Genomic DNA, 23,112 nt, shown 5'->3' on the forward strand with positions numbered 1-23,112 from the left:
TTACAGCCTCCCTTCCAATTTGTGCATCACCGGTTCATAGGGTACAACGTCAATGGTCTCCATGTACCGTATGGCGAGCAGGTTTAACAGCTTCTTGCGTACGGATTCGTACTGCGGATCATCGGCAAGGTTCACCAGCTCCTTCGGATCGATAGACAGGTCGTAAAGCTCGGTCTGCTCATTTAAGCGCTTGATGAATTTCCACTCTGCCGTTCTGAGCATGACGCTTTTTCCCCTAGCAAGCTTTCCGCCTGCGTGCGGCTCGGTGACGAGGCAGCCTCCCTCGCAGAATACCTGTTCACGGTGACGCTCCGCCTTGCCCTGAATGATTGGTAAAAGTGACCTGCCAAAGTGGGTATGCCGCTGGGGAAGCCCGGCCAGCTCTGCAATAGTTGCATAAACATCGATCAATTCGACGAGCGCACCTACCTGCTGCCCTTCCTCCGGAATCGCCGTGCAAGAGGAGGGATACTTGATAAGAAGCGGGACGTGAGCGGCAGTGAAACCGTCAACCCGTGCAGCCGCACTACGCCGGCCTCGTGCGCTAAAGAGGAATAACGCCGTATTATCCCATTCCCCCGCCGCCTTCCACGCATCCGTCAGCCGCCCTATAACGGTCCTCAGTTCGACCTCATCACGCAGCGTCAAGCATATGCAAATTGGCTTGTTTTGCGCTTGCTCCACAAATTTAACGGCTCCATCAACCAGCACCTCAGCATATGCTTCCGTCTGCTCCGGACGAAACCTGACAGTGCAGACGCGGCTTTCCGCCTCCGCGTCAACAACCGGATTATCCCCTCCCCACCAGGTGGCAAAGCCCCGTTCCGTCAGCTGCTTCAATAAGAACGGCTCCGTGGGAGCAAGCCGATATTCCGGCGTACGATGACCTCTGACATGCGGATACCAGCCGGTCATGAACGAACAGAAGCTCGGGGTGAGCTCTTCACTTTGAGCATAACATTGGGTGAAGCGAATACCTTCCAATGAGCCCAAGGAATCATCCCAATCATCCATGCTTCCCCCGTCCAGTATAACCAAAACAATATTCGGTCCAGCTTGTTTTTCCAATGACCAAACCACCTTTGCTTTCGATTCGTCACTCGCTTACCATAACCCTAGACCGCCCAATCTTCGGATGATCCAGTTCGTCGCCAAAACCAGCATGAGACCGACAACTGATTTGAACAATCCGGCGGCTGCGGCAAGCGAGAACCGGCCCACCGAAATGCCCACCCGGTAAACATACGTATCCAGGATATCGGCAACCTGATACACCAGTGCGTTATAAAGCACGAACACTTGATCGAAGCCTGCGTTTAAGATATGACCGGTTTTCAAAATGAGCAAAATATAAATCGTCGTTCGGATCGATGGAATCGTCACGTAACGCATCGCATCGAAACGGTTTGCTCCGTCCATTCTGGCTGCCTCGTAGAGCTCCGGGTTAATGCCGGATATCGCTGCCATATAGATGACCGTTCCCCAGCCCGCTTCCTTCCATATGTCGGACGCGACCAGCACGCTGCGGAACGTTTCCGGCTGCGTAAGCGGCGAAGTATGCAGACCGAATAGAGAAAGAAGTCCCGTGCTGGAGGAAAACAGCGTAAACATGATGCCGCCAAGGATGACCCATGAAACAAAATGGGGGAAATACACGATCGTTTGGATGATGCGTTTCATGCTTGGCTTCAGTACCTCGTTAAGAAGAAGAGCCAGGACGATCGGAACGGGAAAGCCGAAAATCAGCTTATAGAAGCTGATAAGGATCGTGTTTTTGAGCGCTAACCAAAAATCCTCCGCGGCAAACAACAGCTCGAACCACTTAAAGCCGGCCCATTCGCTTCCGAGAATCCCTTTGGTAATCTTGTAATCCTTAAAAGCGATCAGCATGCCAAGCATAGGGACATAATGAAATAAGAGGAAATAGACGATGCCCGGCAGCAAAAGCAAATAACAGTATTTGTACCGGTTCCACAGATTAATCCGGCGATTGGTCCGCGTTTTCGGGAGGACGGCCATTTCCGGCCGCGCTCTCCCAGCGTTTTCGTCGATGTTACTTATTTCTTTGATTTTTTCCATTCCGCGTTAACCTGCTCCTCGATTTTCTTTCCGCCCTGCTGGTAATACTTTTGAACGAATTCATCCCATTTATCTACCGGAAGCGCCCCTGTGACTATTTTGACAAAATACTCGATCCACAGCTTGTTGATGTCCGGATACTCCTGCTGCGCCGGAACGGCTTTTGAAAATTGGTCCATGAAGGTGTTTTGTCCAGTAACTTCCAATCCTTTCAAAATAGGCTCGGAAGCCCAGCGCCGGTCGACGACATTAATAAATTGCACCGGGTTGGACAAACCGATCATGGTTAAATCATCCGCCGAACTGGTTTGAGTAATAAGATTCTTCTGCTTGTCAAACGTGTAATCCTTGCCCTCCACGCCGTAAGTAATCAGCATATGGCCGCCGTCGGGATCGTCGGACGCCGTCCAGTCGAGCATTCTGGCCAGAAGCTCCGGGTTTTTGGCTTTGGCGGAAATGACATAGAAGGTTCCACCGGCTCCGCCGGCCGGCCAGCCCTTCGCTCCATTAGGTCCGGTCTGGGGCGGAACCATCTGGAGCGACATTCCCGGTACAGTCTGCTTTAGCGACCGGTACACCGAATTACCGGGATCAAGCGGCCATACGGAACCGTTCCATACTCCGATCTTGGAATTAATGACCTTCTCGTTAAGCTGCTTACTGGTGGCTGTTACGAAATCCGGGTCGATAATCCCTTCTTTATACCATTGCTGGAGAACCGCCAGCGCCTGCTTGGTCTCCGGCAGCACCATCCCCTGCTTAAGGGAGCCTTGTCTTTCCAGCCAATAGCTCGGATGCACGCCGAAGGCACCGAAGATCCCTTCGAAGCCGGCCGCCGTTCCCGTATTCTCCGGCTTCATGCCGCCTAACCCGTACGTATCGTTTTTCCCGTTCCGGTCCGGATCCTTTGTCGTGAACGCCTTCAATACCTCGTGAAACTCATCGAGCGTGCTCGGCATGGGAAGTCCCACATTGTCCAGCCAATCCTTGCGAATGACATATCCACCCGCCGGGCCGTTAATCGGTTCCGGACGGAATGCATTCGGCAGCCCGTATATTTTCCCGTCGATGGTGCCGGCGTCAAGATCCTGTGGACGAAACATTTTAGAAGCGTGCGGCATTTTGGGTAAAAGATCGTTAAGCGGCAAAATAAGGCCTTCATCGGCAAATTTCGTCAATGTCGCGAGGTTAACGTTGAAATAATCGGGTAAGGTACCGGATGTGGCCATGAGGTTCAGCTTCGTAAAGTACTCGTCCCCCGAGGCCAACGTCACCTTGAAATCGGCTCCCGTAATCCCGGCTTTCTTTAGGCCGTCCAACATCATTTTGCGCCCTTCTCCGCCGTCCTGCGGATAATTGGGCTCTCCCCGGTTAAAGAACAAATTATAGGTGACCGTATCTTCCATTTTGGCGCTGTTTCCAGCGTTCGAACCGGCAGCATCCGTGGCGGCAGGTTTGTCCTGGCAGGCAATTAGACTCGCGGCAACTGTAAAAACCGTTATCCCCTTTAAGGTACTCCAAAGCTTCGGCATGGTTGGGTCTCCTCCTGAATCATGTTTGCGCGGCGCTAACCGCTTTACATTTTGACGGCGCCGATCAGGACACCTTTCGTGAAATGCTTTTGCAAGAAAGGATATACGCAAAGGATGGGAATCAGTGTGAGAACGACCGTGGCGGCGATGACCGATTCCGTGGTCGTGTTCGAAAACTGGCCTGACCTTTCCGCCATTTGCTGTCCGTTGATGACGTCTCGCAGCAGAACCGGAAGCGTATATTTTTCCCTGTCATTCAAGTAGATCAAGGCGTTAAAGAAGTTGTTCCATTGGCCTACCGCCTCCCACAGCATGATAGTGGCGAGGGCAGGCAGCGAAAGTGGAATGATGATACCGACAAAGATGCGAAGAAGACTCGCACCGTCCATTGTGGCGGATTCCTCCAATTCCGTAGGCAGCGACTGAAAAAAGCTTCGCATGACCAAAACGTTGTAGGCCGAAATGGCACTAGGGATCATGAGCGCCCATAACGAGTTAATCATCCCCAATTCCTTAACCAGCAAATAACTCGGTATAATTCCTCCGCCAAACAGCATCGTGAACAAAATCAGAAAGGTCACCAAATTTTTACCGGGCATTCCCTGCTTAATCAGCGGGTATGCGGTGCATGCCGTCAGCAGCGTGCTGAGGGTGGAGCCGATGACGGTGATGAAGGCCGAATTGGCATAAGCGGTCCATAAATAATGTGATTTCAGCACCACAACGTAAGCATTGGCCGTAAAGCCGCGGGGCCATATAAAGAACCCGCCCGCCGTCGCCTCCTCAGCTGAGCTGAAGGACAGTGATAGCTCGTGCCAGAATGGGTATAACGTAATGAAAGCAATGAGCATCAGGCCGGCCGTATTAACAACCGGGAACCACTTGTCAAAAATATCTCTTAATCTCACCTCGCGTTCTCCTCTCACAACATTGTAGTCTGGATAATTCCATTGTTATAGAATGTGCTGCAGCAGAACAAGAATCAGTATTATTCCTCATACCGAAGAAATAGCGAAAATCCTGACCACATCAAAAAGTGATGAGTCAGGATAGAAATTTACTATTGGATGTCATTGAGGATATGGCCTTTTCTCCGACCTTCGCTTAACGCCGACTTGCGGTATACGCTAGGTGTGACGGATTCATGCTTCTTAAAAAAACGGATGAAGCTTTGCACATCGTGGTAGCCGATTTGCTGACCGATCTCCTGAAGGGCATACCGGTTTTCGTCCAATAGAAGTCGTTTCCCGTGCTCCATCCGGCATCGCGTTAAATATTCGAGCGGGGATATGCCTGTTTCGGCTTTGAAAATACGGCTTAAATAGTTTGGACTTACCCCGACTTCACCGGCAATATCGCCGATTGATATATTGCTCGCATAGTTTTCTTCCATGAAGCGGATAGTCCTGGCAACGTAAATATTGTCGCTCTTTTGATCAGAGCAGGCTTCGAGTCTGGTAATGATACTGCCCAGGTATTCGCGGAGGAGAGTCTCCAGCTCCACATTATTGCTGCAGTCGTCGATCCGCAGCACATGCTCCGTCTCCAGTTCCTCCAGCTCGTAACCTTCCCGGATTAGCTCATGGATTACGGCGCTCAGCAATATCACGATCATTTGCTGGACCTTATCGAGCGGAAACTTTCTTTCATGAACGTATTGCTGTAACAAAGAGGAAATGGCTTCCCCGGTTTGTTTTCTATTTCCTGACTTGATCCCCTCGGCAAGAACCTTTTGCAGTGAAATCGGGTATGGAATTGTCTTTTTGCAGGTCGTATTCGTGAAAAACACCGCATCGGATTTGTTCAGCAGCGCCTTGTATTTGAAGCCTCGCTTGGCATGTTTGTGGGATTCTTGCACGTCCAGAATATCGGAACACACGTTGCCGAACGAAAACTGCAGGCTCCTGTCAAACCTAGTCAGCGCCGTTTCATTGACGGTGCGGCACAGCTCGTTCAAAATATGTCTCCATGTCTCATTAATCAATCCGGCGCCGACAACGGCTTCATCGCGATACTTCGCAGAAGCTTCCTCGGGAAGACCGAGAATGAAAGCGTACCTGTCTTCATCCAGCAGCGTCCCGGCGGCCGCCATTCGGGTTCGAAACACGTTTTCGGTCAGTCCGAACAGGAAAAGGTGTATTTCGCGCCCGGTGTCACCCTCCTTCAAAGACGATTTCAATTCGGGAGCGACGATACAAACCGTGAAGTAAGGCGAGTTGAACCGAATCCCATTCTGCTCCAGGAGCCGGCTTGTCCATGAGTTATGGGGAATGCTGCCGTTAAGCAGGTCATATATGAGTTTATGTCTCACAAGAGGTTCCACTTGATCGATGGCCGATTTGATCTGGTTGTTCTCATCGAGAATAGAGTCGATTCCTTTACGGATAAACGAATATTCGTCGAGGCTTTGATTTTGCGTAGCGGTTCTGAAGATGGATTGGTAACGGGTTACGATTTCCCGCCATGGGCTGTAAATCGCTAGGGCGAACAAATACGAGAGCAGAAAGCCTATCATAATAACAACACCGTTGGTGGCGACGGTTATTTTCAGTCTCGCGGCGGCCTCCCGTTCGTACGAATCGTAGGGCATTACCTTGGCGAGCATCCAGGAATGAGGCTGTATGGTTTGATAATTAATGAAATACTTTCGGCCGTTCGATTTCACGGTTGCCGTTTGACCCTGCTTTAAGGACGCAGACTGGGCCAATACGTCGGCAACCGCCTCGGCGCCACTACCCTCACCGCTCCGAAACAGCGTTCGTCCGTTTTTCAGATCGACAATGAATACGCCGCTCTGTTCGTCTAGCTGAACTATTTTTTTAAAAGCTTCAAAAAATTCATCCTTTTTAACGTTGATGACCAGCTCCCCGAGCGCATATTTCCCTGTTGAATGCAACGTCCTGCCGAATGAGATGACCTCGACCGGAGGCCGTGACGGATCGCGCTTGAGCTCTCTAACCTGATATTCCGGCCGGCTATCGCCGGTCAGAAAGCCGTCCAACAACGATTTATCGTAAAAAGACTTAAGGTCATACATTCCTTCGTTCGTCGTCAGCACCCGATCGCTCAACTGAAAATAAATATAAGCCGAATCGGTTATCCCGTTAACGGACGTTTGATCCCGCAGGTAATTTTGGAGGACGTAATAATCGTACTTCCCGGCGCTCTCCGGAGACGATAGGAGCGAATTGAGGTTGGTCTGAAGCGACAGCTGCAGCGATAATCCATCGATCTGATTGATCAGCAGTTGCAGCTGTGAGGAAAAATTATGAACGTCCGTATCCAGCTGCTTGTTATACTTGTCTTGAAGTTCGGAGGTGTAATTATATATGTACATGGAGCTTATCGAAACGGTAGGGATCACGACCACGATCAAAAAGAACAGCATTATTTTTTTGAACCAGGTTAGCTTTAAGCCGTATCGCATATATCCTCACCTCTTAATCCCAGATATGTCCAATCTACCAAATGAGGATTAACTGTAGGATATACCTACGTAAAGAGGGAGTAAAAATATTGTTAAATTGAAATTAAGCTCCTGCAGCATATTTGGGTTATAACCCATGGACAAGCCCCAAATATGAATAAATAATCAAAATGCCCAAATGAAGAGATATCATTGTGCTTGGAAGAGGATCTAGTCCCCGTCGCGAGATCTACGAAATATTCCCCTCTTAATAAAACTCTTCTTACAAACCTAGCCTCTCCTACACGGCCAGCTTCATATTTCGGGATTTTTGCACCAAGCCGAAGTAAGCCAGCAGCGCTAACACACTGGTCGACAGGATAATTACCCCCATGGGGTTGTGGTGCAAGAACTTCAACCATGCTAATATTGGGTCTAAACGAACACATGGGATGGAGTAAATTAGGTTGAAAACATCATTGAATCTGTTTAAATGGAAACATTACGAAGCGAAAATCATCTTATTAACGGTTAGATGGTATTTGAAATATAGCTTAAGCTACCGAGATGTAGCAGAAATGATGAGTGAACGAGGATTAAAGCTTTCTCATACGACGATCATGAGGTGGGTCCATGAGTTCGGGCCAGAAATAGACAAGCGAATTCGCCCCTTTTTGAAGCCGACCAACGATTCTTATCGTGTTGACGAAACTTACATAAAAGTCAAAGGACAATGGAAATATCTTTACAGAGCAGTAGATTCGATGGGGAATACCATTGATTTCATGTTATCTGCTCATCGTGATATTCACGCGGCGAAACGATTTTTTAGTAAGGCAATGTCGTCCCCTCACAATCAGTCACCGACGTAATTACAGTGGATAAAAACCCAGCGTATCCTCCAGCAATTAAACAATTAATGGATGAAAAAGTCCTTTCGAAAGAAACCTTGATGAGACAAACCAAGTATTTGAATAACATTGTAGAGCAGGATCACCGATTCATAAAGAAAATTACAAATCCAATGCATGGGTTCAAATCGTTTCTGACCGCTGAACAGACGTTAAAGGGAATCGAAGCCATGAATATGATCAGGAAAGGGCAGGCCGAAGATACTTCGTCTGCCCTTTCAGCAGTTGAACTGATTAATAAATTATTTGGATTAACTGCATAACTTATCCAATGATGTGAAGCTGCTACTCTTAACATTTTTATTTTTGCAACACAACCTCCAATGTTACTACCCCAGTTTAATACATGAGCAGGTTGCTCCGGCGACCTGCTCAATGGTGATTATTAAGCTATCGTTATCCGTAACAAAAAATGCTATAGTGTAAGCGAACCGTGCAAATAAACTTATTTACGGCTTGTTTCGCATACACGGCCGCGTTCGCCTAGCGCGGATTCGCCATCGTTATCACTTAAGGTTTTGGTGCAACTATTAAAATGGATCAAACTGCAGAAAGGACAGACGAATGAATGCATTCGACCTGCCCTTTCTTTATCATATGCATGACTTCGATTCCAGCAATTGTTTTCTCTGCAGTATTAAAAGACTTGAATCCCATCATTGGTTTAATGACTTTCTTTATGAATCGATGGTCTTGTTCAATTATATTGTTTAGATATTTCTGTTGTCGTAGTAATGTTTCTTGATTCATGGCTTGTCTTTCAATTGTTTTACTGCGATAGGGTAAGCTGGATTTTTATCGACGGTGATCACGCGCGGCGATTGATTGTATGGTGAGGTCAACGCTTTCTTGAAAAATCGTCTGGCCGTGAGAGCATCTCGATTTTCAGAAAGCATGAAATCTATCGTATTTTAGTTGAATCCACTGCCCTATAAAGATAGAGCCATTGTCCTTTGACTTTGATGTAGGTTTCATCCGTTCGGTAGGAATCGTTGGTCGGTTTCAGAAAGGGACCAATTCGCTTGTTTAATTCCGGCCAAACTGGTGAACCCATCGAATGATGGTTGTATGAGCCATATGTAGTCCTCGTTCTTCCATCATCTTCACTAGATTACGATAACTAAGGCTATATTTTAAATACCATCTTATTGTCAGCAAGATAATCTCTGATTCATACTGCTTCTACTTAAACAAATCTAATTCCTTTTCCAATGTAATTTCTCCATCTCATGACTTCATTTCAATCATGTTATCATGGATTTAAGAGCTTTGCACCACAACCCAATTTAATACCGCATTCCTGAAAATACCTTTCAACAAGGTTCTAATTTGCTTTTACCTCTTTATTTATGTAGAAATCGGCTTGCAACGCACCGGATCCAAAGACAACTGAGAAACTCTTACCCGCAGAGGAAACGGTATTTGCATCCATATAACATACGCTAAAAGCGCGACGGGAAAAATCGCTTTTATTTCCTTCGGATCCGTGAACGGTCCAATTATTCAGCAGGACAGCTTCACCTTCTTCAAGTTCAAGATTGACAGGTTCCATGGTTCCCAGCAATTGATTGGTTTGATCCGGGGTTAGGAAGCCGGAAGGATTCTCTGGGTTGATTAATTGTCGGTGGGTTTTAGGAAAAATCTTCACGCACCCATTCTCAATGGTTGCCGGATCCAAAGCGGTCCATACGGTAACCAATGGATCGCGGTCCAGATCGGTCCAGCGGTCTTGATGGTAGGGAAGAACCGAACCATGACGCGCCGGCTTATTCATGAACATGGCTCGAAAGCAGGAAATCCGGGTATCCCGCCCGTATACTTTTTCGCATATTTCGCGAAACAACGGTTTTTGCAAATATAATAAAAACAGAGAATCGAACTCTAGATTTTCTATTTTCCGATAGTTCAACGTTGAGCCTTTAAAACCCACTGTCTGACCGGATTGTTCATGCCCCTCACCAGCTTCACGCTGCATCATAAAACGATCGTAATCGCAATCGGCTTTGCCAAGCATAATGTGATTGATCCGTTGAGCAAGTGCAACCAGTTCGAGATCCGACAGTACTTTGCCCAATTTAAGATACCCTTGCTGTTCATAAGTTCTCCATTGTTCATCAGTTAAAGTGACGTTCATATTTCCATTCTCCTTTGTCAATAACCTGCATTGACACTTCTTATTCTATAGATCTGCGCTTAAATTTTCTTCGCCTATGTTGCCACGGTTTAGAAATTAACTTATCTTGTGAGTATATTTAAAAGTCCGGTGAATAAATCCTCGCTGCCCGGGCGGATCATTCAACTCGCTGTTGTTCCCGAATTCTTGGAATTGTTAACCCTGAGTTACGGGATAACGGGTTAAGACCTTTTGTATACGGTCATTTTTCGTCAGTTTGCCCCTGGCATCGAATAAGCTTAAGTCCGGTCTCCGTTAATATATGCCCTCACAAATTAAGGATAACAATAGCATTCGGGCTTTCGGCAGATAGAACTTATGTCAAGGAAAACACAGTGGCACTTTCCTGTTTCATAACTACTGTCTCACCAGTTTCGTGATCCTGCCGTCGGAAATCCACTCGGCAACATAAACATTGCCTTGAGAATCGACGCATACGCCGTGAGGAGAGCTAAATTTATCAGGACGAAAGTAGGATTTAGGAAGGTTAGGCCAGCCCTGCTGCTTGTAGGCTTGCTGATCTTCGCCAAGATGGGTGATCAAACGATCTTCTCTGTCGAGAACGGTAACACGGCTATTTAAATCAGGGATATAAACCTCGTCGCCAAAGAAGTAAAAGTTACAGGGAAGATCAAGGTCATGATCTACGAAACGTTTATGCTTTCCGTCAAGCGTAAACACTTGAATTCGGTGGTTTCTCCTATCCGCAACGTACAGTTCGGGCTCCGTCCCTCGGAGATTAACGGAGATTCCATGCGGTTCGATAAGCTGTCCCGGCTCAGAACCTCGTCCGCCCCAGCTGCGAATATAGGTCCCTTTAGCATCATACTGATGAATATAATATTGGCCGTATCCGTCGGATACATAAATGTCGCCGTTAGGAGCTATGCAAACGTCTGTTGGGATATACCTGCGATCCGCATTATAAAGATCCGGACGATCCGGTGTACCAATTTCCAGCAGCACCTCGCCGGTCAGAGTAGTCTTCACCAATATGCTCCGCTTTGTATTGGTCATATACAGGTACTGCACTCCGTCAGCATCACGATGTAGATAAAATCCATGTGCTCCCCCTTCAAACTCGGCGCCCCATGAGGTAAGAAATCGACCGTCTTTATCCAAAACGATAATCGCCTCTTTGCCGGTATGATGCACATAGACACGGTCCTCATCATCCACACAAATGCCGTGGGTATACCCATATTTAATATCTTGGGGTAATTGCCCCCATCCCTCGAGAACTTGATAACAGTGCGATGCGCTTCCAATGATAAGATTTCCAACCAATCGAATCCCCCCTCATTAAAATTAATAGGTACATTTCCAGTAATGGATTGTCGATGTGTTAATATCCGGATTAATGAATAAGTCCGTGAGGATCAATTACGAATTTCCTTGAAACGCCTCGATCGAAATCCGCGTAAGCCCTCGGCGCTTCTTCTAAGGAGATGACGGTTGCATTTACTGCTTTAGCGATTTGGGCCTTGCCGTTCAATATTGCCATCATAAGATCGCGATGATACTGCATAACTGGTGTTTGACCTGTAAAAAATGTATGGGATTTAGCCCAACCGAGACCAAAACGAACTTTAAGTGTACCGATCTTAGCATCCGTATCCACGGCTCCAGGATCTCCGGTGACATACAGACCCGGAATCCCCAGTTTACCGCCTGGGCGTGTAACTTCCATAATGGAATTGAGTACGGTTGCCGGGGCTTCTGAATGTCCTTGACCATGACCATGTGCTTCAAAACCGACACAATCAACCGCTGAATCCACTTCTGGTATGCCAAGAGTTTGTTCGATTTGTTCGGCCAAATTCGAATGAACACTTAAATCAATGGTTTCGCAGCCGAAGCTTCTTGCTTGGGCAAGTCTTTCCACATTTAGATCACCCACGATAACTACAGCCGCACCCAATAGCTGCGCGGAATGCGCTGCAGCCAAACCTACCGGACCGGCCCCGGCGACATAAACCGTAGAGCCGGGACGCACACCTGCACTTACGGCACCATGATAGCCAGTTGGAAAAATATCGGACAACATCGTCAGGTCGAGGATTTTTTCCATAGCCTGCTCTTTGTCCGGGAATTTCAACAATTGAAAATCAGCATATGGAACCATCACATATTCAGATTGCCCACCGACCCAGCCACCCATATCAACATACCCATAAGCCGATCCTGGACGGTCCGGGTTTACATTCAAGCAAACGTTTGTATTCCGTTCCTTACAGTTTCGACAACGGCCGCAGGCGATATTAAAAGGCACTGATACAAGGTCGCCTTTCTTAATAAACTCAACGTCACGTCCAACATCGATGACCTCACCAGTAATCTCGTGTCCAAGAACAAGACCGGATGGCGCGGTTGTTCGACCCCGGACCATATGTTGGTCACTACCGCATATGTTGGTAGAAACCACCTTCAGAATGACACCATGCTGGCATTTGCGTCCTACATTCAAAGGATTTACCCCAGGACCGTCCCTAAGCACCAGATCAGGATAACTAATATCTTCAACTGCAACTTTCCCCGGTTCTTTGTAGACAACTGCACGATTTTCAGGCATAGCTTGCCATCTCCATTTCTTTTGAACTTTTCTAAATATTTATAGTCCTCGATTCATTCTCTAATAGAGAGGATTTCGTCATGACGGCCTGGCTACACGCCCCATTTTTGCCGAGCTTCCTCCATGCTGACGGTTTCCCCTTTTTGCCAAGCGTAATGACCTTTGGGTTTTTTTCCTATCCACCGCTCATCCACAGGTTCTGATTTCAATTGATAACGTGTATCGGTACTCAGCCGATAACGGTTTGTTTGGTTCGTCAATGACCCATGCATTGTGTACATTCCAAAAATCAAAGCGTCTCCTGCTTTGAATTCTGTCGTTGCCCAACACCCTCCGTAAGTATTTATTAATTCCAAGGGATTGTTGGAAAACCACCCCGTTACTTTATCACGATCGACATCCATTTGTCCGTATGTTTCTCGGATTTTGTCGAAATGTTGAGAACCTAGCAGAATCGCCAAACCTCCAAGGTCGTATGAGATATCTCCTAAAGGAGTCCATAAAGTGTACAGATTTTTCGTCCCTCGACCCATATATACAATATCGTAATGAGCCCCCGTAAAATCACCGGTCCCCATAGCGCGGGCCCATTTATAATCGTAAGTCATTGATTCCCCACCAAGAAACCTGTCGAAAAAGGCCATTGTGCTTTCCGAATTTACTACATCTAGCAGTACCTGCGGTTGTTCGTGGCTTCCTTGAAAATTAGCCGCCTTATTCTCCGTTCCAATGATACCTTCATCAATAGGCGTATTAGGAGCAAGCTTTCCTTGATCCGCCATCCTTTGTAAAAACGTATGCTTTATGGCCAGTACTTTATTTCGGTCGTGAAAACCGCGAATCAACAAATAACCATCCTCTTTAAATCTTTCGCGCAGAGCTTCTGTATTATTGAGAATATCATTAGAATCGCGGAGCTCCGTCAAGTAAGGTCCGTTCAGCTCCAATTCACTTTCACCCATTTTCACTTTTACAGCCATCCCTTATTTCCTCCCAACAATTAAGAATTCAATGTTGTTTACAATTCAAGTATAAAGAAGGACAGCTAAAAAGTATTTATTGAAAACGCTTAAGTATTTGTGCAAAAAGAACGCTTATGGTCGGCCTTGTTGAATTTTTCGCCAATCGGATGGAGAGACGCCTTCATTTTTTTGAAACCAAGCACTAAAGGAATGGACTCCTGAGAAGCCAACCTGCTCAGCAATTAATTGAATCGATCGGTTAGTTGTACGCAGCAGCCATTTCGCTTCCGCAGCTCGGCAAGATTGATGATACTGCTTTGGCGAAACATTAAAAGCCTCTTTAAATTGGGAACGGTAAGCCGATTCTGACAATCCGCATTGTTTAGCAAGCTCGCTAATGGATATCTCACTTTTGAGATTAGAACGAATGTGGTCTGCAGAAGATGCAACGGAAATGCTGAGTGGTCCATCATTTTGATATTGCAAAAGAAAGAGAATCAAAAGATCGACCCAAGTAGTGATACATCGCGTTTCTTGCTTAAGTGGTTGCGAAATCATGCGAAGCCACTGCCTAAATAAGCCTTCATACTGTTCCAACGCTATAGGTGAAAGCAGCTTTAAATCAGGTTTATCTATCGGAGTGAGCTGATGAAATAGCTTCTTAGTTTCAACAGGCATGTGATTGGCTTCCAGCACGGCAAAACGAATATCAGTTTCAGCCCTATAGGCATGAAGAAATTGTTCATGGATGATCACGACGTTCCCAGTCTCAATCGGATATATCACGTTTTGGCATTCGAAGTGGCCACGTCCATGCAAAACAACCGATATTTCAAAAGAATCATGAGAATGGAATCCCATGTCCCAAATCGCAGAATGCTCAGCAAAACTGGATTTTACAACAGGCTGCGGCATGAACAATCCTCCTATGTAGCTACAGTGCTTGCAGTTCGTTTAACGGTATAAGGAAATAGAATAATTTAACTTATTTTAAAGTTACTACAAGCAAGAATATAAGACAAGGAGAATCCTAGGGATTCAAAAGACAACATGGACAGCTAGCTTGGCGCAAGACTGTCCATGTTAGGTTCTTGGTTTCTTACTCAACCAAGACTATTTTTTTTGCACATTACCCTTTGATACTACCGGCCATTAAGCCTTCCATAATATGGCGCTCGAAGATCAAAACAAAGGTGACGATTGGTACCAGCATAATGGAAGCTAAAGCACTGATGGTTTCCCATGGCACCTGATATTGATCGATCCTTGGAATTTCAGTAATACCGATACTCAATGGTTTTACTTGATCCATTGCGAAAATCAAAGGTATTGTAAATTCGTTCATGCCATGAATGAAATTGATAATGGCCATTGTAGCAATGATCGGTTTCATAACGGGAAGTATAATTTTAAAAATGGTTGTTAAAATGCCTGCCCCATCTACCATAGCTGCATCCTCAAGCGTATTAGGCAGTTGAGTTAGAAATGATACAAAAAGAACTACGGTAAAGGGGATAAAGGAACTAGTATATAAAATGACCATGGCTGTATAAGTATCTATTAATTTCAGTTCGCTAACATATTGATATAAAGGAATAATGGTTGCCGTAGGTGGCAGCATCGCCGATACCATTAGAAAGGTCATCGACGCTTTGGCCCCTTTAAAAGGGATTCGAGCAAAAGCGTAGGACGCCACTAAACAAAAAGAAATTGTTGCAACTAAGGTAATGCTAATAATGATTAATGTGTTTTTTGCCAACAGGCCAACTTTCACCGATTCGAACAAATGAATGTAATTTTCCAATGTTAGCTTGGAAGGAAAGTAATGAACGGGCGAAGTAAACAACAGTTCTTTGGGTGTTAGGGACGACATAAAAATCCAATAAACCGGAAGTAAAAAAATAAGCCCCGTAAAAATAGTAAAAAACCAAATGCTGACGGTTGCTATGACTCCTCGCCTCAACAAAGAATTCCTCCTTCTCTAATAGCGTAATCGTTTAATTACTGTATAGCCCAATAAAGCAATAATCACCATAAAAAGACACAAAACTACGGAAATGCTTGAGGCGTAACCCAAATTTAAATTTTTAAAAGTTTCAGTGTATATAATATAACTGAGCAAGGAAGTAGCGTTACCCGGCCCTCCTTGCGTCATAGCATAAATCAGTTCGAATGTGGTAAGACGCCATAGGCTGAAGAAAATCGTTAGAACTACTATAAGTCTTAAAATATGAGGAATGGTAATATACCAAAAGGTTTTCCATTTGCTTGCCCCATCGATTCGTGCTGATTCATATACCTCATGTTCAATTGATTGTAAACCTGACAAAATTAAGATGGAAAAAAAAGGCGCTGATTTCCAAACATCAGTAAGAATAACAGCGATTCTTGCGCTGAAGGGGGCTACGAGCCAATCCAGCTTTATACCAACCAGCCGAAACAGCAAATCATTAACCATTCCATAATCTTTATTAAACATCCATGTAGACGCAATACCGGCCACAATAACGGGAAGCGCCCAAGGAATTAATACAATGCTTCTTAAAAATTTTTTTCCTCTGAACTGTACGTTTAATAGAAGACCTAAAGCAACACCAATGACAATGTGTAGGATGATGGAGATCAGAGTAAAAATAAAAGTAAAGGATAATGTAGTGTGCAGCGAGAAATCACTCAGCATCTGCTTGAAATTATTTAATCCAACAAACTCCTTAGTTTGATGGATCAAATTATAATCGAGCAAACTGTACACTACAGTCATGATCATAGGATATAATGAGGTTAACAGTCGTATAATCAACACAGGAGCTACCAAGATCCAAGCCAAAACAATTAACTTTTTTCTTCGATTATTCAATAGATGTTGAATGGGAAGCACTCCTCTCTAAAGCATTAGAAGGGAGAAACAGCGTTTCCGTTTCTCCCTTTTTTTTAAACACAGGTCTCAATTATTTTCCGAGGATTTCTTTAATTGCTTTTTGGCCCCGAGCCATGCATTCTTCCAAGGTGATTTGATCGGATAAGTAAGATTGAAGGGCGGATTCGGTTGCATCTTGAAGTTTATTTATATTTTTATCCATCGGTCTTGTTTTAAAACTGCCTGCCTCCGAGTATTGTCCAATATATTTAATGAACGGTACTTCTTCAATTACCTTCGGGTCTTTAATAACAGTTTGGTCTCCAGCGGTTTGTTGTGGAAACTTTACAAATATTTTTTGTCCGTCTCTCGACGCCATGAATTTCAATACTTCCTTGGCTGCGTCCTTTTGCTTGGAATTCTTATTTAAGGTCATATGCCATCCTGCAACCAAAGTTTGGTTGGTATTAAACTTCGGGACAGGGATAACTTCAAAATCTTTACCGAATTTATCTTTCATTACACCAGACAAATAGGCCCATTGATAAACCATTCCATATTTACCGTCAATCATTTTTTGATTCATTTGATCGTATGTATCACCTAAAGCAGCGGCTGCGGTGACTTTGTCTTTATATAGAAAATCGTGCATTTGTTGAAAAGCCGCTTTAGTATTCGGGTCATCCCAATTTAAATAGTCTCCGCCGAAAGCATAGGTCCAGCGAATCGCGTCATTAAACAACTGTCCGCCTTTGGACCAGCTGCCGCCGTAACCGTATACCCCGTCTTTGGTAAGTTTTCTCGCTGCGTCGAGAAATTCTTCTTTATTCGTCGGATATTTCAAACCCGCATCTGCAAATAATTTTTTATTTACGAATAAATACATACCCTCAGTTGTGATTGGCACCGTGTAATACTTACCGTCGGACATTGAAATCGATTTTAAAACTGATTCTGAAAAGTTTTGTTTTACCGGTTCCATTACATCACTAATCGGCTCCAAAAAACCAGCGCTTTTAAAAGTGGTCGTTAATAATTCATCTAAGTATATAATATCGTAGTTGCTTCCTCCGGAAGATAAAGAAACCGTTACTTTGGAAACAAGGTCCGGATAATTTTGCGGTGCTTCAATTCCTTTTACTTTAATTCCTGTTTTTTCCTCCACTGCTTTTTCCAGCTCACCCCACGTTTTAGCGTCACGTGTTTTGAGGGAAGTGTAAACGCTTACTTCATGCCCCTTAAAAGGTTTGTCGCTCGCCGTTGTTTTCGTTTCTTCTTTTTTGGTCGTCTGCGTATTAGACGCAGCATTTTGACCTGTGGGTGCCGGTTGGGCTCCGCCGTTGCATCCGGCAAGCATAAATACAGTAATCAAACTAGAACAGAGGAACCAATTTCTCTTACCCATATCAGGTGCACCCCCACAATTGGTTAGTTACCGCATCTTCATTCCGGATACTACACGGATGATCCTCCTTTGAAGGTGTAGGAAAAAAGATGCTTAGAAACTCTTTCCATATCCAATGCTATACGAAATTTCAAATTTCGTATTTATTGAAAACGCTTCAAGTTTTATCGAAAACGCTTTTTGATACAATGCCCGGTGAGTTCAGACATTCCCCTTTGCGATTTGAATGGTCACTTGTGATTCCGGCAAATCAACAACTTATCTACTCATGTCCATTCCGCCCGCATGAGGGTAGGCAACCTTTGCTTTAATCTGTAACTAATGAAGAGCAAAATTGGCTTAAACTGGCCCCAGTTTTATTTTTAAACATCCGACCAAAGGTGTGAACGTCGGTATATCCGATAACTCTGGAGATCTCGCTAATGGAAAGATTGGTTTGAATGGCCAGTTCTTTAGCCTTCTCGATCCTTACTAAAGTCATATATTCAAAAGGTGTCATGCCGAAGGCTTTTCGAAATTTGACAATAATATAGTTCCGGGTGAGGCCGGAAACCTCTTCCAAATCTTTATGTTGAATGTTTTTGTTAAAATTATTTGCAATATAATTACGGATCAGTACCATCTTTGCTTTCGTTTTTTCCTGAACTTTGGTTTGGGATTGCTCCTGATTCCATTGCAGCAGATCGTAAATAAGCTGTAGAAGCAAACCCTGGCATTTGATTTGGTTTTGAGGACCTGGTTGGTGATAATAAGTGATCAGCTGAGATAATTTATTCTCGATCGGATGCTCAATGAAATTTCCTATGTAACGACTTTCACCAATAAGCTTTTCCATAGGTAATTGGGATGAGCCAAAATGAAATACGATAGAAATGCATATGTATGGTTCATCACCGACGGTGTTTACAGAATGATGTACATTGGGAGAGTGATACACCAGGTCGCCTTTCTTCGTGGTGATGCTTTTGTCTTCAATCTGGTATTCTGCTTTGCCTTCCAAAACATATTGAAGCTGATACTGTGTCAATGTACGGGTCTTAATCCCCCATCCCTTCGGAGCGTTAAACAAGTGAGCCAGGGTAATATAGGGAGGGAAAAAGCATTCGTTTAATTGTTCAATCGTTTCTGAAGGTTCAAGCAAATGTAAGATATTAGACATATTTCAGGCCCCTTTCAAATCCACGATAATTCAACGTTGAATCGAACGTCAAGCGAAAAAGTGATATGGGAAACTTAATTGTTAATTTAAACCAAATACAATCATAAACTGACTATTTACAATTAAGATATTAGCAAAAGAAATATTTTAAAGGAGTGAGATAAAAATGGGCGTTCAAAAAATCGATATACCGGTAATTGATGCACAAAAACAAGAGCTTATTACCGACGAACAATCACAATTCTTTTTGGACAACGGGTTCCTGGTTATACGCAATGTAGTGGTTGGGGAAGAACTCGACATTTTGCAAGATGAAATGATGAAATTGTACAATAAAGGGGTTGCTAAAGTAATCGGCGATCCCGATTATTTATATGGAAAAGGAGTAAAATCAGGCAAGGACGTGCTACGCCGGATCGAATATATAATTGAAAAGAGCAACCCAATGAAAGCGCTGTTAGGCCACCCGTTTATTTTGAAGTCAGTTGAGAAGATTCAAGGGCGCAATTTTATTCCTACCTGGGATTCGATGGTTTTAAAGGCACCCGATGAAGGCATTATTGTGGATTGGCATAGGGATGCGGCTGTACCTGAAGGCTGTACAGATTCACGGCCGATTTTTAATGTGGATTTCTACCTGGATGAAGCAGATCTCAAAACATGCTTGTGGGTCATTCCAGGGAGCAATAAATGGAGCAAGGAGAAAGCGGACGAACGTTGCAGTAGACCCCAATTTGATACTTCTGACGCGATTCCAGTTCCTATGCAACCCGGAGATGTTATACTCCATGATATTCAAGTGCTTCACGGTTCCCCAAGCGGTGATGGTAACCCTCTCCGCAGAACAGTATATTTCGAATTCCGTCCGGGTGAAATCGAAGCTGAGTTCGGACCTCATACACTGGAATATTTATCATTAAAGCAACAAGTACTGCTGGAATGTATCAAGCGGCGCAAGCAAACGTCCTACGGTTCTAAAGAACAGGCATTTGAATACAGGCCATTTGGAGCTTTTGCCATTGCAGAAACGAGGGAACCGGCGACGTTCCGTTACCCGCATCAAAAATACTGGAGACGTTAAGAAATAATATCCGTTCCATCGTAATTTTAGGTTGAGGTGCAAGAACTTCATCCATGCTAATATTGGATCTAAATGAATCAAAGGGATGGAGTAAATTAACTTGGAGACAACCATAAATCTCTTCAAATGGAAACATTACGAAGCGGAGATTATTTTGTTAACAGTCAGGTGGTATTTGAAGTATAGCTTAAGCTATCGGGATATCGCAGAAATAATGGAAGAACGAAGCGTTACATATTTCGCATACGACGATCATGCGATGGGTCCATCAGTTCGGACTCGAAATAGACAAACGGATTTGCCCCTACTTAAAACCAACTAACGATTCTTACAGAGTCGATGAAACTTATATCAAAGTCAAAGGACAGTGGAAATACCTTTATCGAGCAGTGGATTCCGAGGGAAGCACGGTGGATTTCATGCTGTCCGAAAACCGTGATCTTCATGCGGCGAAACGCTTTTTCAAGAAGGTGTTATCGTCGCAACACAATTCATCGCCGCGCGTGATCACGGTAGATAAGAACCCCGCATACCCACCCGCACTAGAACAGCTAATGAATGAAAAGGAGCTTTCGAAAAAAACCATAATCAGACAAACAAAGTACCTTAACAACATTGTGGAGCAGGACCATCGATTCATAAAGAAAATTACAAATGCAATGATGGGATTCAATTCATTCCGGACAGCCGAGAAAACAATTTCTGGAATTGAAGCTTTTCATATGCTCAGGAAAGAACAGGTTGAAATATCACCTGTTCTTTCCGATGTTGATTGGATCCATAAATTGTTCGAATTGGCTGCATAAATTTCTTATCATCTAAAATTAAGACTATCGTTTTTATTAAATTGCAACACAACCAATGATAATAAGCTAACGGTCTCATTTTACCACAATTGAGCGTTGAACTAAGCTCCCCTCTTTAGTTCAGTAGAGCCCCAATCGATCTTACGTGAGATATTCAAATCATACCGAGAGAATTAACCCGCCTCGATTATGATGGCAGATTTGTAGGGTACGACAAATTATATCCTACATAAGCTTAATCTGTACTATTAATATTCGAACTTAATGATTCAAACGCACTTCGTACACTGTTTTTCAGAAATGCGTTATCCATGCCGTAGGTAAAGAGACTCGCCCCACGGTTCCTCCAATACTTAATAAATTCACCGTTCACACCATGCATGCCGATGGGGATGCCTTTGGTTATTAACTTATCAATCACAAATTGAATGGTTTCGATCAATAACGGATGATCCATTTGTCCGGTTATCCCTAACGATTGCGATAAATCGAACGGACCAATATAAAAAAGATCGATACCTGTGACCTCTAAAATTTCATCCAAATTACCGACTGCCTGTTGATTTTCAATCTGTACGATGGTGACAACTCTATCATTAGCAATGTCGGTAAATTTTTCAGCACTAATATCCCCGTAATGGTCTGCAGCACATGGACCACCTATACCCCGTTTACCAATAGGAGAGAATTTGGAAGCTGCAACCGCTGCCTCTGCTTCGGCTGCAGTGCTCACTTGCGGGACAATAATCCCGTCAACATCTAGATCAAGTGCTTTGGCTATTAACGAGAGATGTGCTGAAGGGATACGTAGGAGTACCGGTATGCTGTTGCTTTTAAAAACTGGAACAATCGTACGTAGGTCTGAAATATCAATAGGACCGTGTTCCATATCGACTGCAGCGAAATCAACACCGGCAACAGAAAGAATCTCTGAGACGGCAGAAGAAGGAATACGTTGCCAAATACCGAAAACGGTGCTTCCCTTTTGTAACGTTTCTTTAAACATATTACAACCACCTTGGTATTCAGATTATTGCTGCTAGACTTTACATTGGACACGGAGAATCGAGAATGCGACAATAAATGCATTCTTAAATTTCGTTCACCTTGACCATCTCCTCAAAGTCTGTCTCCAACTTACTTCTGAAACCTTTCTGAACTATCGTCAGCATGGTTTCGTCATTCCCATCTTCAGTTGCAATGCTAAGGTAACATAGATGAAGTCTCCTGCATTTCACGCTGTTTGCGTTTATAGCAGAACTTGTCGAACGCTGCCCAATAGTTCAATGAAGATTTATGTCACCTTTTTAGAGAGGAAGGTCCTTAATTTCCCTGTTATATATACGAATAGTCCTGTCGTTAATAAATTCAACATCCGGACCGGTTGGCGCCTCGCCGGCTTGCATAGGCTGCAGATACCCCATCTCCAGAACAAATGGCGGCTTTATTGCCGTAAAAGGTTTGATTTCCGGGATTCGTCGGACCGCTTTAGCCGAACCTTCCCGAATCACGCGGCACGCTTCATCTGTCGCCAAGTGTACCGCTGCTTCGATACCTGTCCCCCGCTTTACTACGGCCGTTTCAATTTCCGGCACAAACATCCGGGCTTCAAGGATCGCTTTGTCGTCGCCTGAAATAAAAACCGTTCGGACCCCTTGATGTCCAGCGATTAATGCTCTTGCACCGAATTCGCCGATAAATACATCATTGAGCTTATAATAGGCAATCGTTTGGGAGGAATAGGTATGGCACAGAGGAGCGTTGAACGTGCCCGCCATGGCATGCTGGCCGACGAATAATAAAGCGTCATACCCTGCCATGTATTTATAGGGGTGACCGTCCCTTAAATAAGTCCCCCCCACTACATCTTCTTTATGAAGTCCACCCGGCCCATGACCGTCCCAAACGTCGATGCGGCTGTCGGGGTATACGGAGCGAATTCCTTCTATGCAGGCGTTCACCTCTTGAGCCAATAGATTCTTGGCAGCTTCAATGCGATCGGGAAATCCGTCGCTTGGTCGAGTTTGAGTGAAGCTGTCTACGCCGGCCGGACCTTCCAGATCGGTCAAAATAAAAAATGACTTCATAAGTACACCTCTTCTCGATCGCTAAATCCTACTTTATATTACCATAAATGTATGGCTGCCGAATAATTAGCACATTACTGCC

The 23,112-nt window shown here is 44.5% G+C and carries 17 protein-coding genes and 3 pseudogenes; 3 read left to right on the forward strand and 17 right to left on the reverse strand.

Annotated features, from left to right (window positions below; translation table 11 throughout):
- From O9H85_RS04605 to O9H85_RS04625, 5 genes are all read right to left on the reverse strand, one after another.
- Positions 1-1,068, reverse strand: coding sequence for a sulfatase/phosphatase domain-containing protein (locus O9H85_RS04605; protein ID WP_269880108.1), 1,068 nt, complete (start codon positions 1,066-1,068; stop codon positions 1-3).
- 36 nt (positions 1,069-1,104) lie between these two features.
- Positions 1,105-2,079 (reverse strand): ABC transporter permease, encoded by a 975-nt coding sequence (locus O9H85_RS04610; protein ID WP_269880109.1) that lies wholly within the window; start codon positions 2,077-2,079, stop codon positions 1,105-1,107.
- A complete protein-coding gene (locus O9H85_RS04615; RefSeq protein WP_269880110.1) occupies positions 2,058-3,611 on the reverse strand; it encodes an extracellular solute-binding protein in 1,554 nt (517 codons plus the stop codon). Before O9H85_RS04615 ends, O9H85_RS04610 begins: the two co-directional genes overlap by 22 nt.
- A 44-nt stretch (positions 3,612-3,655) precedes the next feature.
- Entirely contained in the window at positions 3,656-4,519 is an 864-nt protein-coding gene (locus O9H85_RS04620; protein ID WP_269880111.1) for a carbohydrate ABC transporter permease, read from the reverse strand.
- A 152-nt stretch (positions 4,520-4,671) separates the two neighbouring features.
- A complete protein-coding gene (locus O9H85_RS04625; RefSeq protein WP_269880112.1) occupies positions 4,672-7,038 on the reverse strand; it encodes an AraC family transcriptional regulator in 2,367 nt (788 codons plus the stop codon).
- Between the two features lie 446 nt (positions 7,039-7,484).
- Between O9H85_RS04625 and O9H85_RS04630 the strand changes: the two are divergent.
- Positions 7,485-8,191: pseudogene (locus O9H85_RS04630) on the forward strand (IS6 family transposase).
- Positions 8,192-8,468: 277 nt separating this feature from the next.
- Here O9H85_RS04630 and O9H85_RS04635 read toward each other — a convergent pair.
- The 10 genes and pseudogenes from O9H85_RS04635 to O9H85_RS04680 form a co-directional block, all read right to left on the reverse strand.
- Positions 8,469-9,092: pseudogene (locus O9H85_RS04635) on the reverse strand (IS6 family transposase).
- Positions 9,093-9,252: 160 nt separating this feature from the next.
- Entirely contained in the window at positions 9,253-10,062 is an 810-nt protein-coding gene (locus O9H85_RS04640; RefSeq protein WP_269880113.1) for a phytanoyl-CoA dioxygenase family protein, read from the reverse strand.
- 396 nt (positions 10,063-10,458) lie between these two features.
- The gene (locus O9H85_RS04645) at positions 10,459-11,388 is read right to left on the reverse strand and encodes an NHL repeat-containing protein (RefSeq protein WP_269880114.1); all 930 of its coding nucleotides are present in this window, start codon (positions 11,386-11,388) and stop codon (positions 10,459-10,461) included.
- A gap of 70 nt (positions 11,389-11,458) precedes the next feature.
- Positions 11,459-12,673, reverse strand: coding sequence for a formaldehyde dehydrogenase, glutathione-independent (gene fdhA / locus O9H85_RS04650; RefSeq protein WP_269880115.1), 1,215 nt, complete (start codon positions 12,671-12,673; stop codon positions 11,459-11,461).
- Between the two features lie 92 nt (positions 12,674-12,765).
- Positions 12,766-13,653, reverse strand: a complete 888-nt coding sequence (locus O9H85_RS04655; protein ID WP_269880116.1) for a phytanoyl-CoA dioxygenase family protein — start codon at positions 13,651-13,653, stop codon at positions 12,766-12,768.
- A 114-nt stretch (positions 13,654-13,767) separates the two neighbouring features.
- Positions 13,768-14,550, reverse strand: coding sequence for a helix-turn-helix domain-containing protein (locus O9H85_RS04660; RefSeq protein WP_269880117.1), 783 nt, complete (start codon positions 14,548-14,550; stop codon positions 13,768-13,770).
- Positions 14,551-14,764: 214 nt separating this feature from the next.
- Positions 14,765-15,598 (reverse strand): carbohydrate ABC transporter permease, encoded by an 834-nt coding sequence (locus O9H85_RS04665; RefSeq protein WP_269880118.1) that lies wholly within the window; start codon positions 15,596-15,598, stop codon positions 14,765-14,767.
- 18 nt (positions 15,599-15,616) lie between these two features.
- Positions 15,617-16,462, reverse strand: coding sequence for a carbohydrate ABC transporter permease (locus O9H85_RS04670; protein WP_269880119.1), 846 nt, complete (start codon positions 16,460-16,462; stop codon positions 15,617-15,619).
- Positions 16,463-16,583: 121 nt separating this feature from the next.
- On the reverse strand, positions 16,584-17,897 hold the full coding sequence (locus O9H85_RS04675) for an ABC transporter substrate-binding protein (protein ID WP_269880120.1): 1,314 nt from the start codon (positions 17,895-17,897) through the stop codon (positions 16,584-16,586).
- A 307-nt stretch (positions 17,898-18,204) separates the two neighbouring features.
- Positions 18,205-19,056, reverse strand: a complete 852-nt coding sequence (locus O9H85_RS04680; RefSeq protein WP_269880121.1) for a helix-turn-helix domain-containing protein — start codon at positions 19,054-19,056, stop codon at positions 18,205-18,207.
- 166 nt (positions 19,057-19,222) lie between these two features.
- On the opposite strand from O9H85_RS04680, the gene O9H85_RS04685 reads away from it, so the two are divergent.
- Both O9H85_RS04685 and O9H85_RS04690 read left to right on the forward strand, forming a co-directional pair.
- Positions 19,223-20,137, forward strand: coding sequence for a phytanoyl-CoA dioxygenase family protein (locus O9H85_RS04685; RefSeq protein ID WP_269880122.1), 915 nt, complete (start codon positions 19,223-19,225; stop codon positions 20,135-20,137).
- A gap of 100 nt (positions 20,138-20,237) precedes the next feature.
- Positions 20,238-20,943, forward strand: a pseudogene (locus O9H85_RS04690) (IS6 family transposase).
- Between the two features lie 235 nt (positions 20,944-21,178).
- Here O9H85_RS04690 and O9H85_RS04695 read toward each other — a convergent pair.
- Both O9H85_RS04695 and O9H85_RS04700 read right to left on the reverse strand, forming a co-directional pair.
- The gene (locus O9H85_RS04695; protein ID WP_269880123.1) at positions 21,179-21,949 is read right to left on the reverse strand and encodes an HpcH/HpaI aldolase family protein; all 771 of its coding nucleotides are present in this window, start codon (positions 21,947-21,949) and stop codon (positions 21,179-21,181) included.
- A gap of 301 nt (positions 21,950-22,250) precedes the next feature.
- Positions 22,251-23,030, reverse strand: coding sequence for a M55 family metallopeptidase (locus O9H85_RS04700; RefSeq protein WP_269880124.1), 780 nt, complete (start codon positions 23,028-23,030; stop codon positions 22,251-22,253).
- Positions 23,031-23,112: the final 82 nt, after the last annotated feature.

Origin of the sequence: Paenibacillus gyeongsangnamensis (genome assembly GCF_027533625.1) — a bacterium.
GTDB classification, from domain to species: domain Bacteria; phylum Bacillota; class Bacilli; order Paenibacillales; family NBRC-103111; genus Paenibacillus_G; species Paenibacillus_G gyeongsangnamensis.

Coding starts and splice junctions, on each gene's coding strand:
- O9H85_RS04660 (WP_269880117.1), bottom strand. CDS start 14,550: ATGCCGCAGCCTGTTGTAAAATCCAGTTTTGCTGAGCATTCTGCGATT.
- O9H85_RS04640 (WP_269880113.1), bottom strand. CDS start 10,062: ATGAACGTCACTTTAACTGATGAACAATGGAGAACTTATGAACAGCAA.
- O9H85_RS04655 (WP_269880116.1), bottom strand. CDS start 13,653: ATGGCTGTAAAAGTGAAAATGGGTGAAAGTGAATTGGAGCTGAACGGA.
- O9H85_RS04700 (WP_269880124.1), bottom strand. CDS start 23,030: ATGAAGTCATTTTTTATTTTGACCGATCTGGAAGGTCCGGCCGGCGTA.
- O9H85_RS04625 (WP_269880112.1), bottom strand. CDS start 7,038: ATGCGATACGGCTTAAAGCTAACCTGGTTCAAAAAAATAATGCTGTTC.
- O9H85_RS04610 (WP_269880109.1), bottom strand. CDS start 2,079: ATGGAAAAAATCAAAGAAATAAGTAACATCGACGAAAACGCTGGGAGA.
- O9H85_RS04675 (WP_269880120.1), bottom strand. CDS start 17,897: ATGGGTAAGAGAAATTGGTTCCTCTGTTCTAGTTTGATTACTGTATTT.
- O9H85_RS04680 (WP_269880121.1), bottom strand. CDS start 19,056: ATGTCTAATATCTTACATTTGCTTGAACCTTCAGAAACGATTGAACAA.
- O9H85_RS04695 (WP_269880123.1), bottom strand. CDS start 21,949: ATGTTTAAAGAAACGTTACAAAAGGGAAGCACCGTTTTCGGTATTTGG.
- fdhA (WP_269880115.1), bottom strand. CDS start 12,673: ATGCCTGAAAATCGTGCAGTTGTCTACAAAGAACCGGGGAAAGTTGCA.
- O9H85_RS04685 (WP_269880122.1), top strand. CDS start 19,223: ATGGGCGTTCAAAAAATCGATATACCGGTAATTGATGCACAAAAACAA.
- O9H85_RS04615 (WP_269880110.1), bottom strand. CDS start 3,611: ATGCCGAAGCTTTGGAGTACCTTAAAGGGGATAACGGTTTTTACAGTT.